This window comes from Sorangium sp. So ce385 (genome assembly GCF_051474135.1).
GTDB lineage: Bacteria > Myxococcota_A > Polyangia > Polyangiales > Polyangiaceae > Sorangium > Sorangium cellulosum_D.
Window position 1 is genome coordinate 8,326,352 of sequence record NZ_CP150337.1, and the last position, 14,565, is coordinate 8,340,916.

The following is a 14,565-nucleotide window of genomic DNA, read 5'->3' on the forward strand; positions in this document are numbered from 1 at the left end:
GGTGCCCGCTCAGCGCCGCCACGGTGGGGTAGGTCCAGAGCAGCGTCGCCGGTACGGTGATGCCCAGCATGGCCTCGATGCGGTTGCGCAGCTCGAGCCCCATCAGCGAGTTCATACCCAGGCTCGTGAGCGGGGCGTCCGCCTCGATCTTGCCCTCGGGGAGGCGCAGCACCTGCGAGACCTGCGCGCGGAGGAGCGGCTCCAGGAGCCCGCCCCGCGCGCCCGGCTCGGCGGCGGCGAGGCGGCCGAGCAGGTCCCGGTCGCCGGCTGGCCTGCCGGCGCTCGCGCGATGCGCCGTCACCAGGTACGACAGCGTTCGCGAAGACGCCGCCGCGGGGTAGAGCTCCACCCACAGCCGCGGGTCCAGCGGCATGACCCCCACCTGCGCGCGGTCGCCCTCGAGCAGCCGTGCCAGGGCGGACAGCCCCTCGCCGGGGGTCAAGCTCCGCATTCCGCGGGAGACCAGCCGCGCGCCGCGATCTGCCTGCGCGGCGGCCAAACCCACCTCCGCGAACAGGCCCCAGTCGACGCTCAACGCTGGCAGCCCCTGCGCCCTCCGGTGGTGCGCCAGCGCGTCGAGGAAGGTATTGGCCGCGGCGTAGTTGCCCTGGCCCGGCGAGCCCAAGAGCCCTACTCCCGAGGAGTACAGCACGAAGAAGGAGAGCGGCGCTTCGCGCGTCAACGCGTGCAGGTGCAAGGCCCCCTGGACCTTGGGCGCCATCACCTTGCGAAACCGCGCGGGGGTCTGCTGCATCAGCAGCCCGTCGTCCAAGACCCCGGCCGCATGGACGACGCCCCGCAGCGGCATCCCCGACGCGGCGACCTCGCGGAGGACCTGCTCGAGCTGCGCCCGATCGGCGACATCTGCCTTCGCCACGGTGACGCGCGCGCCGTGGGCCGCGAGCGCCTCGACGGCTGCCTGTTGCTCCGCGCTCGCCGCGCCGGAGCGGCCCACCAGCACCAGGTGACCAGCGCCGCGCTCGGCCAGCCATCCGGCCACGCTCAGGCCGAGCCCACCCAGACCGCCGGTCACGAGGTAGGTGCTGTCCGCGCGGAGGGTGACGCCGGACTCTGCCGGAGCGCCGCGCTCGACCCTCTCCCGGGGCTGGGCCTCGGGCTGCCGGCGGACGAGCCGAGCGACGCGTCGCTCGCCGCCGCGCAACGCGACTTCCTCCTCGGCGTCGTCGGCCAGCAGCTCGGCCAGCAGGACATCGAGCTCCCCCTCGGGCCGGGCTGGATCGAGGTCGACCCGAGCGCAGCGCAGATCCGCGTGCTCCATGGCGATGACGCGGCCCAGCCCCAGCAGCGGCGCCTGCGCCACGGAAACAAAGCCGGCGCGGACGGCCTGAGCGCCGCGGGTCAAGAGCCACAAGCGCGGGGCGTCTCGAAAGCCCACGCCGGCCAGGGCCTGCACGGTCCAGAGCACGCTGTCGCAGCCACGTACCAGCGCCGCCTCGAGGGCATCGGTCGCGGCGTCGGGGCTCCGGGGCTCGTCCCATGCGCCTTGCGCCCCGAGCCCCGGGGCGAGCTCGCCCCCTCCGTCGAGGCTGCCGAGGTGCACCACCGCCGTCGGAGCCTGACCGCCAAAGGCCTCTGCCAAGAGCGCGCGTACCCCGGCAGCGCTCGTCATGTCCTCTGCCGCGTGGACGACGGCATGGCCGAAAGCCTCCAGCCTCGAGCGCAACGCGGCGCCGAGCCCGCCGCCCGCGCCGAGGAGCAGCCACCGGCCCGCGTTGTTCTTGGCCGCGCCGACCGCCGCGGGCTCCCACGCGAGCTCCAGGAACCAATCGTCTTCTTCGCGCCGGCGCGCGCCTCCCGAGAGCCGCTGCGCCACGAGCCCGCGGACCTCGGCGACCACCGCCCCCGAGCTGTCGACCACCCAGAAGTCGGCGCCCTGCCGATCGGGGGTCTGGTGCCCGTGGCTCACGACGCGCGCATGGCACCACAGCTCCCCCGAAGGCCGCTGCGAGAGCCGCAGCGAGCCCACCTCCACGGGCACCCACGGCGTCGCCTCGCCGCCGCCGGCGAAGAGGCTGCCGATGACCTGGAAGCACGCATCCAGCAGCGCAGGATGCAACCGATACTCCGCTGCGGAGCCGGCCGCCTCGGGCAGGCGCAACCGCCCCAGCGCTTCGCCTTCGCCCCGCCATAGCTCGACGATCCCCCGGAAGGCTGGGCCGTACTCCAGCCCCATCTCGGTCAGCTCCGCGTAGGCGGCCGCGGCGGGTACGCTGGCCCGAAGCCGGGCGCGCACGGCGGAGAGCGGAAGCCCCTCCGGGGCTTCGTCGCGCTCGGCCCGGCGCAACGCGCCGCGAGCGTGGACCCGGAAGGACGCGTGGCCGGCGCCCGGCGCCCGGCTCGCGATCTGGAACTGCAGCCGTCCCGACGGCTGCTCCGTCGTCACCACCTGGACCAGCACCGCCGCGTCGCCCGCGAAGGCCAGGGCCTCGGCGAGCTCCACGTCGGTGATCTGCAATGGGCCATCGCCCAAGGCCTCGGCCCCCGACGAAAGCGCCATCTCCAGGTACGCCGCGCCCGGGAACACGACCGCTCCCTGCACCCGGTGGTCGCCGAGCCACGGAAGCCGTCCGAGATCCAGCGTCGTCTCCCACAGCCGCGTGCTCGTCTGGGTCGACAGGGTCTGCATTTCACCGAGCAGCGGGTGACCGCCCGCAGGAACACCGCGGCGACCGCCCGCTGCGCTCTTGGCCGGCGCTTCGATCCAGTACCGCTCGCGCTGCCAGGGATAGGTCGGCAGCGGCACCCTCCGCCCCCCCGCGGGATAGAGCCGCCCCCAGGGTACGGGGTAGCCATGCACCCAGAGCGCCCCCAGCGCCTCCAGCATCGCCGGCCGCTCGTCCTGCCCCCGCCTCAGCGAGCCCACCGCCGCGCCCGCCCGCTGCGCCGCATGCCGCATCTCCTCGACCGAGGTCGCCAGGATCGGATGCGGGCTCATCTCCACGAAGAGCCCGTGGCCGCCTTGAAGCAGCGCTTGTACCGCCTCGGCAAAGCGCACCGGCTGCCTGAGGTTGTCCGCCCAGTACCTCGCGCCGAGCTCCGGTCCCGCGACCATGGCGCCCGTCACCGTCGAGCGCATCGGCACCGTGGCCGCGCGCGGCCGGAGCGCGCCCAGCGCCGCCAGGAGGTCCTCTCGCAGCGGGTCGACCTGCGGGCTGTGGCTGGCGACGTCGACCTTCACGCGCCGGCAGAACACCCCCTTCGCCTCGTGTGCCGCCAGCACCTCCGAGAGCGCTGCCGGCTCGCCCGACAGCACCGTCGAGCGCGGGCTGTTGCTCACGGCCACGCTCAGCCGGTCCTCGTAGCCCCGGAGCGCCGCCTCGGCCTCGGGGAGCGACAGCTCGACGACCGCCATCTCGCCCTGGCCGCTGATCCGGCGCAGCAGCCGGCTCCTCCGGCAGATGATGGTCACGGCGTCCTCGAGCGACAGGGCGCCTGCGACGTGCGCGGCCGCGACCTCGCCCATGCTGTGGCCCACCACCGCGTCCGGCTGCACGCCCCACGACCGCCACAGCGCCGAGAGCGCCACCGAAACGGCGAAGAGCGCCGGCTGGACCACGTCGATGCGCCCGAGCTGCGAGGTGGCCTCCTCGGCGGCGAGCTCGGCGAGCAGCGACCAGCCCGCTTCCGCCTGGATGGCCCGGTCGCACGCCGAGAGCGCCTCCCGGAAGACGGGCTCCTCGGCGAGGAGCTCCTGGCCCATGCCCGCCCACTGCGAGCCCTGGCCGGGAAAGACGAAGACCACCTTCGGCACGCCGCCGGTGGAGGCGCGGCCGCGCACCGCGCCCGGCGGGGTTTGCCCCTGCGCCGCGGCGTCGAGCGCCGCCTGCAATGCCTCGCGCGACGGTGCCGCCACCGCGAGCCGGTGCTCCATCGGACTGCGCGTCGTCGCCAGGCTGAAGGCCACGTCGCCCAGCGAGAGCTCCTGGCGCGCCTGCAGATGATCTCGTAGCCGCGCCGCGGCGGCATCCAGCGCCGCGGCGCTCTTGGCCGATACGACGAAGAGCTCGGCAGCGCGCGCCGGCGCCGCGGCGACCCGCTTCGCCGCGGGCGCCTCCTCCAGCACGACATGCGCGTTGGTGCCGCCGATCCCGAACGAGCTGACGCCGGCCCGCCGCGGAGCGGAGCCGGCATTCCAATCCTTCAGCGAGGTATTGACGTAGAACGGGCTGTTGGCGAAATCGATCGAGGGGTTCGGGGACTCGAAGTTCAGGCTGGGCGGCAGCTGCCGGTGCTCCAGCGCCAAGACCGTCTTGATCAAGCCGGCGATGCCGGCCGCCGATTCGAGGTGTCCGATGCCGGTCTTCACGGAGCCGATGGCGCAAGACCTCCGGGCCGAAGCGTCGCGACCGAACACCCGCCGCAACGCCGCGATCTCGATGGCGTCTCCGAGCAGCGTGCCGGTCCCGTGGGTCTCGATGTACTGGATGGACCGGGCCTCGACCCCCGCCAGCGCGAGCGCCTCCACGATCGCTTGCGCCTGGCCTGCCTCGCTGGGCGCCGTGAACCCGATCTTCCTCGCGCCGTCGTTGTTCGTGGCGGACCCGAGGATGACCGCGCGGACGGGATCCCCGTCGGCGAGCGCCCGGTCCAGCGGCTTCAGGACGACGAGCCCGCAGCCGTTGCCCATGATCGTGCCGTTCGCCTTGGCGTCGAAGGCCCGGCAATGGCCGTCGGGAGAGAAGATGCCCCCCTCGGCATAGACATAGCCGGCGCGATGGGGGATCCGGACGGTGATCCCGCCGGCCAGCGCCATGTCGCACTCGCGGTCCAGCAGGCTCATGCACGCCATGTGAACCGCCACGAGCGAGGTGGAGCAGGCGGTTTGAACGGAGATGCTCGGCCCTCTCAGGTTCAGCCTGTAGGAGACGTGGGTCGCGAGGTAATCCTTGTCGTTGCCGATCAACGTCTGAAACCAGCCTGGCCACCGCATCATCGCCGGGTGCTGGTGGAGGTTCGACGTCAGGTAGGAGCTCATGTTGGCGCCGGCGTACACGCCGATAGCGCCCTCGTAGGCCGTCGGGTCGTATCCGGCGTTCTCCAGCGCCTCCCAGGCGCACTCCATGAAGATGCGGTGCTGCGGATCCAGGAGCTCCGCCTCGCGCGGGCTGATCCCGAAGAAGGCAGCATCGAACCGGTCGACGTCTTCCAGCACGCTGCCCGCCCGGACGTAGCTCGGATCCAGCAGCAGCGCGGGGTCGGCTCCGGAGGCCGCGAGATCCTGCTCCGAGAAGAGCTGCACGGCCTCCACGCCGTCTCGGAGGTTCCTCCAGAACTCGTCCAGACCCCGCGCACCAGGGAATCGGCCCGACATGCCGATGATGGCGATGGCGGAGGATTCTTGCTCTTCCATGGGCTCATCACTCCTCAGCGTTCGAACGATACGTCATCACGCGCCCCCCGCGATCGGACGAGCCCTGGCGGGGCGCTGCCAGCCCGGAGGCACCGACGGGCGGCCGGCGCCGGCAGGGGAGCCTGGCTCCTCTCCACGCCTCAACGCATCCGCAGCGGCTTTCGCCCTCTCAGGCGCCCCTTCAGCCGCGCCTCCTGCCCCTGCGACGAGCTTCCAGTCGATCCTGCATGCTCGGCCGCTGGATCGAATCTCTCGACCCTCGGCGCAAGCCGGAGGCCAGCGCGCCGATGCTCGGGTACTGGAACAGCTCGGTGATGGCGATCTCCCTGTCCAGCCTCTTCTGCAGCAGGCTCCTCATGCGGACGATGTGGATCGAGGTCGCGCCAAGCTCGGAGAAGCTCTGCTCGAGCCCAACCACCTCCAGCCCGAGCGCCTCCCGCACGACCGCGACGAGGATCTCCTCCAGGGCGTCCCGCGGCGCCATGTGCTCCGGAGGCGGCTGCGACGACGTATCCTTCCGCTCGCGCAGGGCCTTGCGATCGACCTTGCCGTTGGACGTCAGAGGCAACGCGTCGAGCTCCACGAAGGCCGATGGCACCATGTACTCCGGCAGCTTGGTCCTCAAGAAGTCGCGCAGGAGATCGGCGAAGCGCTCCTCGTGGCCAGGAGGGGCGCCGCGCGTCGTGACGCGCCTCGGGGAGGGCTCCTGGCCCAGCGTGCCGACCTGGTACTGCCGCGGGTCTACCCGCCCACCCAGCATGCCGTGCACGTAAACGTCCGAACGCCCCAGGTCGAGAGCCGGCCGGACCTGCTCGAAATCGAATTGGCCCACCGGGCAGACGCCGATGTTGCAGGAAGGCGCGTGCTCCATCAGGAGCTGCCCCATGTACCCTGCCTCCAGGACGCAGAAGTCCCGCGCAGACGAGCCGTACAGCGGCTCGATGGCGTCGAGCTTCCCCACGAACAGGAGGCCGAACGCCGCCTCGTCGAACACGCCGACATTGTGCGGCACGTGCGCTCCGCGCTCGAGCTCGTGGCTGGACAGCTTCAGCAGGTGATGCTCACGCGGGTGGTAATAGTAGAAACCCTCGTCCACCCCCTCGATGCGGTCGGCCTTGACATAGACGTAGGTTTGCACCGGATACGTGCTGCCAGCCGAGGGGTAACGGAACTTGGGGAGGGCCGCGCCGTCGGGGTCCACGCTGCTCAAGCAGCTCAGGAATCGGCCAAAGTCGGAGGACGAAATCGTCTCTTCGAGGAACGTTCGGACGCTGCGGCGGCGCGCGTAAGCCTCCAGCGCCGCCTCCCGTGGATCGGGCCTGGGCAGGCCGATGACGGGCGCTCTGTTCCGATCGCTCCGGAGCCCGTGTCGGGCGAGCTTGAACTCGACCTTCTCGCTGTCGCTCAGCCCGCCTGCCTTGGCGACGAGCGCTCCCGGCGCGACGGCCCCGGCGTCGGTCGGCGTCGCCGATCGCGCGGGCTCCCGCTCGCCCCGGCGGACCACGAAGGCCAGGAGGTGCTTGTTCACCGCGCTGTCCCCCGTGGCCAGGACGACCGCGTCCCGCACCCCCGCATGCTGCTTGAGCACCTCCTCGATCTCCCCGGGCTCGATGCGGTGGCCCCGGATCTTCACCTGCAGATCTCGTCGACCCAGGATCTCGATGTTCCCGTCCGGGAGCCATCGCCCGAGGTCCCCCGAGCGGTAAAGCCGCTCTCCGGTCCTGGGGTGGAGGATGAAGCTCGCGCGCGTCCTCTCGTCGTCCCGGAAGTAGCCCCGCGCCAGGCCGGCACCCCCGATGAACAGCTCACCGGGGACCCACTCCGGGCATTCTTCCAGCGATTCGTTCAGCACGCGGTACGTGGCGTTCCTCATCGGCCGCCCGTAAGGAATGCTGTTCCAGGCCGCGTCCACCTCCTCGATGGGGTAACAGATGTCCCACACCGTGGTCTCCGTCGGGCCTCCGGCGCCGATGACCGCGACCCCGCTGATCAACGAGCGCAGCCGATCCGGGAGCGCCACGGGGATGAAGTCTCCCGAGAGGATGACCCACCGCAAGGAGGCCGGCGCCGGCTCGCCGCGGCTCGTCGCGTCCTCCAGGTGCTCGACGAGCATCTGCATGAACGCCGGGACGGAGTTCCACAGCGTCACGCCGTGCTCCCTCATGAGCTCGGCCCAGTGCGCTGGATCCCGCACCCGATCGGCGTCGGGCAAGACGATCGCCCCGCCGACGAGCGACAGCACGCAGAAGAGGTCGAAGACGGACAGATCGTGGTGGAGCGCCGAGAGCGCCAGCGCTCGGTCCTCCGCCCGCAGCCCGAAGCGCTCCGCGACCTCGCTCATTCGGTTCATCACGCTGCGGTGCTCGATCATCGCCCCCTTCGGCTGCCCCGTGGAGCCCGACGTATAAAGGACATACGCGAGGTCGCGCGGCCCCTGGACCGACTCGAGCGGTAGCTCGTCGTCGTCGCCCGCCTCGCTCTCATCGACCGAGATCAGCGCCGGACCATCGAGCCAGGACAATCCATGGACGTATTTCGACTGGGTCAGGACGACGGAAGCTTCGCTGTTCTGGATCAGGAAGCGAAGGCGATGCTCGGGAGAGCTCGCATCCACGGGCACGTAAGCCCCGCCGGCCTTGAGCACCCCGTACACGGCGACGACCTGCTCCCACCCCTTCTCCATGACGATCGGGACCAGGTGGTCAGGCCGCACGCCCGCCGCGCGCAACCGGCGCGAGAGCCGGTTGGAGAGGCGGTCCACGTCCTTGTAGGTGAGTAGGCCGCTCGACGTGATCACCGCAGGGCTGTTCGGGTGCGCGGCCGCCTTTCGCATGAACATCTCGTGGATAAGCGCTTCGGGGATCGGCCCTTCGGTCGCGTTGGCGGACTCGCGCTTGCTCCGCTGTGCCGGCGGCAGCAGCAGCACGGGCGGCGCTTCCGTCCACGCGCCGTCGCCGTCGGCCAGGTCGCGCAGGAGCTGCTCGTAAGCGTGGAACATATCGCTCAAGAGCTCGTCGGGATACACATCCTGGACGATGTCCCACACGAGGACCAGCGCCCCGTCCTGCTCGTAGAGCTGATGATCCAGCAGCAGCTGAGGCGTCTGCGTGACGGCGTAGACCGGGGCGCCGAGCCGCCGCAGCGAGCTGATGCCGTCGACCTGCTGGTTGAGCGCGCTCGTGAGGACCACGGGGAACAAGGCGCCTCGGCGCATCCCCAGGACCCGGGCGGCCTCTCGCTGGACCTCGATGCCGCTCACGTCGCGGTGATCCATCGCCTCCCACAGCTGCTGCTGGATACGCTTGGCGCGCTGGTCGAAGCTCTCGTCGCGAGCGGTGTCGATGTCCAGGAGGACCATCGACGTGAAATCCCCGATGATTTCGTTCACGCGCGGGTGGACGGGGAGCCGGTTGAAGAGCGTTATGTTGAGCGTGAACCGGGCGCTCGCGCTCCAGCGCCCGATCACCTCGGAGAACGCGGCCAGGATGACGCCCGTCGGGGTCAGCCCGCGCTCCCCGGCGCGCTGCTTGAGCCGCCTCCAGGAGTCCGGCGTCAGCCGCTGCTCCGCGTGCCGGAAGCGGATCTCCTTCAGGGTCGACGGATCGGACTTCATCGGGAGCGTCGGCGGAGGCGGGAGCTCGGCGATGCGCCGCTTCCAGAAATCCATCGATCGCTGGTGCGTTTCGGACCTCTTGCGGGACTCCAGCGCGAGCACATAGTCGCGGTACGAGAGCTCCAGGACGGGGAGCGAGGCCTCGGGATCTTCGTAGAAACAGAGCCAGTCCTTGAAGAGGATGGACAGGCTGCCCAGGTCGACGTTGATGAGATCGACGCTGAGCACGAGGCGGGTCTGCCGCTCGTCCAGCCGGACGGCGACGACGTGATAGAGCGGAGGGCGCTCGGTGTCGTAGATGCGGTGGGACATCGCATCTCGCAACGACGCGAGCCTCGCTGCCTGGGTGCTCGGGTCGAGCCCGCGCAGATCGACGATCTCGATGTCGACGTCGACCTCTGGCTCGATCACCTGCATCATGTCGGGCAGCGTGTGGGCCCGGAGCATGTCGTGCCGCGCGACGACCTTCCGAAAGGCGCGGCTCAGCCTCGGCACGTCGAGGTCCGTGCAGTCGTACTCGCGATAGGCGTGGATCCCGCTGGGGACCGTAAACGCTCCTGTCCGACCCAGCCAGTAGGCTCCTTGGATGTCCGTGAGAGGGAATGGAGCGTGCCGCTCGGCTGGGGCAGGCACCACGGCATCTGCGGGGAGCCTCTGCCGGAGCAGCGTGAGGATCGTGCTTTTGTGCTCGGAGATCCGGGCGAGCAGGGCCGGGTTCAGGGCGTTCCTGGGGGCCTGGATCTGGAGGCGCTCCCCGTCCGCCGCCAGCTTGATGCCCTGGTGCTCGAGCTCGTTCAGAAGCTGATTGATCGTCATAGGGTAATGATCTCGCAGTCGTGGCCTGCGCCGGGCGAGACGGGGGCATCGTGCACGTCTGCCCGCAGGCTCTCCGCCGCCAGCCGCTCCAAGGAGAGAGCGGTGGCGAGAGCGTCCAGCAGGTTTCGGGTCAGCAAGACGATATTGGGGGACGTGGACAGGAACGTCGTCGACAGCTTGAGCTTGAGGCTCGCCTCGATACGATTGCGCAGCTCCACGGCCATGAGCGAGTCCATGCCGAGGCGGGTGAACAGGGCCTCCGCGTCGATCTTGGTCTCGGGCGTGCGCAGCACCTGCGAGACCTGCGTACGGAGGAACGCCTCCAGCGCCGCCGCGCGCGCGGCCGGCGCGGCGGACGCGAGCCTCTCGCGCAGGTCCCGATCCCCGGCGGACAGGCCGGCGCCGGCCTGGGTCGGAACGCGGATCTGGACCTCCGGGTCGTCCAGCGTGAGCACGACCTTCCCGAGATGCTGCGCCTGCGCCATCTTCCGGAACGCATCGATGGCACGGGCGATCGGGAGCGCCGCGATGGGGGGAGGGGTGAGCACGCCAGCCGCGATCAGGCCGAGCAGCTCCTCGAAGAGCGCGCGGACCCGCGCCGGCCGCTCGAGCATCATCCCCCGCAGGTCCACCAGCGAGAAGGACAGGTTGCGCAGGAACGGCCGCAGCCCGAGCTGGCCACCGGCGTAACAGTCGCGCTTGCCGAGCTCCACGAACCGGCCGTGCGGTCGCAGGAGCTCGAGGCTCTTGTCGATGAGCGCGCCCGAGAGCGAGTTGAGCACGACGTCGACTCCCTCGCCGCCCGTCCACGCGCGCACGTCGGAGACGAACCGGTCCGAGCGGGATTCGCTCACATACCGCACGCCCAGCGACTCCAGGTAGGCGCGCTTCTCGGGCGTGCCGGCCGTCGCATGGACCTCGGCCCCCACGTGCTGCGCCCATTGCACCGCGGCGAGGCCGACCCCGCCGGTCGCGGCGTGGATGAGCACCCGCTCCCCCGGCTGGAGGCGGGCTATTCTGTCGAGCGCGTACCATGCCGTCAGGTACGCGACGGGCATGGCGGCCGCCTCGGTCGCCGAGAGCGCCTGAGGCCGAGGCAGCACCAGCGTAGCCGACGTGGTGACGTGGGTCGCCAACGCTCCCGCAGAGAGGGCGATGACCGGCTGGCCCACCCCAAGACCGTCCACGCCCTCGCCCACGGCGACGACGCGCCCGGCGCACTCGCCTCCGAGCAGCAGCAGAGGGGTGGGCCCTCCCGGCCAATCGTCGAGCGTCATGCCCAGCGCGAGCTGGACATCGAAGAAGCTGAGGCCCGCCGCCTCGACGACGATCTCGACCTCGCCTGGGCCAGGGGCGCGCCGCTCCGTGACCCGGAGCGCCAGGCGATCCAGCTCGCCTGGCTCGTCGATCTCCAGCCGAAACGGACGGTCGCCGGCAGCTTCGACCGTCTCCCGGCGTCCGCTCTCGGGCAGCGGATGGACCAGCCGAGCGCTGCGCCGCTCGGCGCCGCGCAGCGCGCCTCCCTCCTCGCCCTCGAAGCGACCCGCTCCATGAGCGCGGCGGTCGCCGCGCGCCGCGTCGCTGGCGCTCGCGGCGAGCCAGTAGCGCTCGCGCTGCCAGGGGTACGTGGGCAGCGGCACCCGCCGGCCACCCGAGGGGAAGAGGCCGGCCCAGGAGACCGGGCCGCCGACGGCCCAGAGCCCGCCGAGCGCCTCGAGCACGCTCGTCGGCTCGTCACGCTCGGCGCGCGACGACGCGAGCAGCGTCGGCCTGGCGTCCGGCAGGCAGGCAGGCACCAGGCCGAGCAGCGTCGATCTCGGACCTACCTCGACGAAGGTGCCCGCGCCGGCCGCATGCAGCGCCCTCACTCCATCGGCGAAACGCACCGCCTCGCGCGCGTGGCGCACCCAGTAGCCCGGCGAGGTCACCTCGCCCGTGCACAGCTCCCCGCTCAGATTGCTGACCAGCGCGATCGACGGCGGCCGGTAGCTCACCGACTCGGCCACACGAGCGAACGCCTCCAGCATCGGGGCCATGAGCGGTGAGTGGAACGCGTGCGAGACGCGGAGCGGCTTGGTTCGCGCCCCGCGGGCGGCGAGCGCTGCCGCGATCGCACGCACGGCTCGCTCGGCGCCCGCGATGACCACCTGGTCCGGACCGTTGATCGCGGCGATCGACACCGACGCTGCGTGCGGCGCCACCGCGGCCGCCACATCGGCCTCCGGCGCCGCGATCGACACCATCGCCCCGCCGGCCGGCAGCGCCTGCATCAGGCGCCCGCGCGCGGCCGCCAGGCGCGCCGCGTCCTCGAGCGAGAACACGCCCGCCACGCAGGCGGCCACCAGCTCACCGATGCTATGGCCGGCGATCAACTCCGGCTCCACGCCCCACGACCGCCAGAGCGCGGCGAGCGCAACTTCGAAGGTGAACAGCGCCGGCTGGGTGAAGGCTGTCTGGTCGAGCAGCGCGGCGTCGGCGCTGGCGGGCTCGGCCCACATCACCTCGCGGAGCGGCCGGTCGAGCTCTCGGTCGAACAGCCCCACGCACAGGTCGAACGCCTCGCGGAACGCGGGCCAACCCTCGTACAACCCGCGGCCCATCCCCGGCGTCTGCGCCCCCTGTCCGGTGAAGAGGAAGGCCAGCTTGCCGCGTGAGGAGCTGGCGATACCGCGCGCCGCGCCGGGCAGCGTCTGCCCCCGCGCCACGGCGTCCAGCGCTGCCCGCAGCCCCTCGCTCGACGTCGCCGCCACCGCGAGCCGGTGCTCCATCGCGCTCCGCGTCGTCGCCAGGCTGAACGCCACGTCCCCGAGGCTCAGCTCCGGGTGGATGTCCAGGTGGTCGCGCAGCCGCGCCGCCTGCGCATCCAGCGCTGCCGCGGTCCTGGCCGACAGCACCAGCAGCTCTGCCGATCGCTCCGGCGCCGGCGGCGCGCACGTCGCCTCGGGCGCCTCTTCCAGCACCACGTGCGCGTTGGTCCCGCTCATGCCGAACGAGCTCACCCCTGCCCGTCGCGGCGTGTTCCAGTCCGGCCACGGGGTCTGGGCGCGCGTGACGGCCAACCGAAGATCACCCCATGAAATTCGGCGGTTCAGCGCCTGCGCGTGGAGGTGCGCAGGGATATGCCCGTGCTGAAGGGACAGGACGACCTTCAGCAGCCCAGTGATCCCCGACGCATACTCGGAATGGCCGAGGTGGGTCTTCACCGACCCGATCAGCAGCGGCGTGGCGACATCTCGCCCGAGGCCGTACACCGCATTCAGAGCTTGGATTTCGATGGGGTCGCCGAGGGGCGTGCCCGTGCCGTGCGCCTCGACATAGCCCACCGAAGACGCGGCGCAGCCTGCGTCCGCCAGGGCCCGTCTCAGCACGGCTTCCTGGGAGCTCCCGTTCGGCACGGTCAGGCCCCTGCTCGCGCCGTCGTGATTGATCGCGGATCCTCGGATCAACGCCAATACCCGATCGCCGTCCGCGCGGGCCGCGCTGAGCCGCTTGAGGACCACGACGCCGCACCCTTCACCCCGCCCGAACCCGTCGGCCTCCGCCGAGAACGCCTTGCAGCGGCCGTCCCTGGCCAGCGCGCGGGTCTTCGAGAGCCAGACGAGGGTGCTCGGCGACAGCATCAGCGATACCCCGCCCGCCAGGGCCGTGGTGCACTCCCGGGAGCGCAAGCTCCGACAGGCAAGGTGAACGGCCACGAGCGAGGAGGAATAGGCCGTATCCACCGCGACACACGGCCCTTGCAGCCCGAGGGCGTACGAGATTCGGCCCGCTCCGACGCTGGGCATCGTCCCCAGCCCGGCGTAAGCGTCGATCTCCGCAGAGGCCGTCGCTCGCGGCAGCGCGGCCTCATAGTCGGACGGGCCGATCCCGATGAACACCCCCGTCTCCGTACCGGCGAGCGCCGATGGAGCGATCGCGGCGTTCTCCAGCGCCTCCCAGCAGACCTCCAGCAAGAGTCGATGCGCAGGGTCCATCCGCAGCGCTTCGCGAGGCGAGATGCCGAAGAAGGAGGCGTCGAAGCAGGCGACGTCGCTCAGGAAAGAGGCGCGCGTGACGGGCGTCTTCCCCGGGGCGTCGGGGTCGGGATCGAACCACGCTGCCGCGTCCCAGCGTTCGGCGGGGACTTGCTGGATGGTGTCCCGCGAGCCCTCGAGCAGCGTCCAGAGCCCGCTCAGATCGACCACGCCGCCGGGCAGGCGGCAGCCCGCTCCGATGATCGCGATCGGATCCTCGGCTGCGCCCTCGACGGGACGATCCGCCACGACGGGCGCATCCTCAGCGGATGATCCGCGCGTAAACATCGCTACGTCCGTCGGCCGAGCCGCAGGCTCCTCGCGCACACCGAACCACGCGCTCACTCGAGCGGCGCCCGCGGTGTGCGCGGGAGCTCCTCGGCGTTTGCACCCTACCGATACGTTCACGTCTTGCGGATACGTTGCCCATAAAGACCCAATGTCCGCCCAAATTGAGAAGCCATGTTGACAGCTCTGCGCCGCGACCTGAGGAGCGCCGAAGCGCGTGCATCAAACCCATGGCGAGCGCCAGCAAGCGAGCTGCATGGCTACAGATCCATCAGAGACGGCGAGAGAGTCAGTTGCAATCCCTAGGCCACATGTCTCGCCGCAGGAGATCCCGGCAATATGCGTAGGAGGTCCGCCGTGGAGCCGTCGTCAACGTGCGATGTCACGTGACATCGCACGTGACATCGCACGGTTCCGGCGTGACAATCGCCCGCGCCACATGCGGCGCCGGGTGCTGGCCCAAC

At 71.1% G+C, this 14,565-nt stretch carries 3 protein-coding genes (1 of these 3 running past the window's edge); all 3 read right to left on the reverse strand.

Annotation, left to right across the window (positions count from 1 at the left end; all coding sequences use genetic code 11):
• Positions 1-5,371, reverse strand: partial view of a type I polyketide synthase gene (locus WME83_RS30275; RefSeq protein WP_437313181.1) — the 5' portion only. 134 nt of this gene lie to the left of the window's left edge; the window shows 5,371 of its 5,505 coding nt (coding positions 1-5,371); the start codon lies at positions 5,369-5,371; the stop codon falls past the left edge of the window.
• Positions 5,372-5,552: 181 nt separating this feature from the next.
• Entirely contained in the window at positions 5,553-9,800 is a 4,248-nt protein-coding gene (locus tag WME83_RS30280; protein WP_437313182.1) for an amino acid adenylation domain-containing protein, read from the reverse strand.
• Positions 9,797-14,062 (reverse strand): type I polyketide synthase, encoded by a 4,266-nt coding sequence (locus WME83_RS30285; RefSeq protein ID WP_437313183.1) that lies wholly within the window; start codon positions 14,060-14,062, stop codon positions 9,797-9,799. The genes WME83_RS30280 and WME83_RS30285 overlap by 4 nt, the downstream gene beginning before the upstream one ends.
• Between the last annotated feature and the right edge of the window lie 503 nt (positions 14,063-14,565).

Bases quoted from the DNA above. Each gene is read 5' to 3' on its own strand.
- WME83_RS30280 (WP_437313182.1), bottom strand. From the start codon at position 9,800: ATGACGATCAATCAGCTTCTGAACGAGCTCGAGCACCAGGGCATCAAG.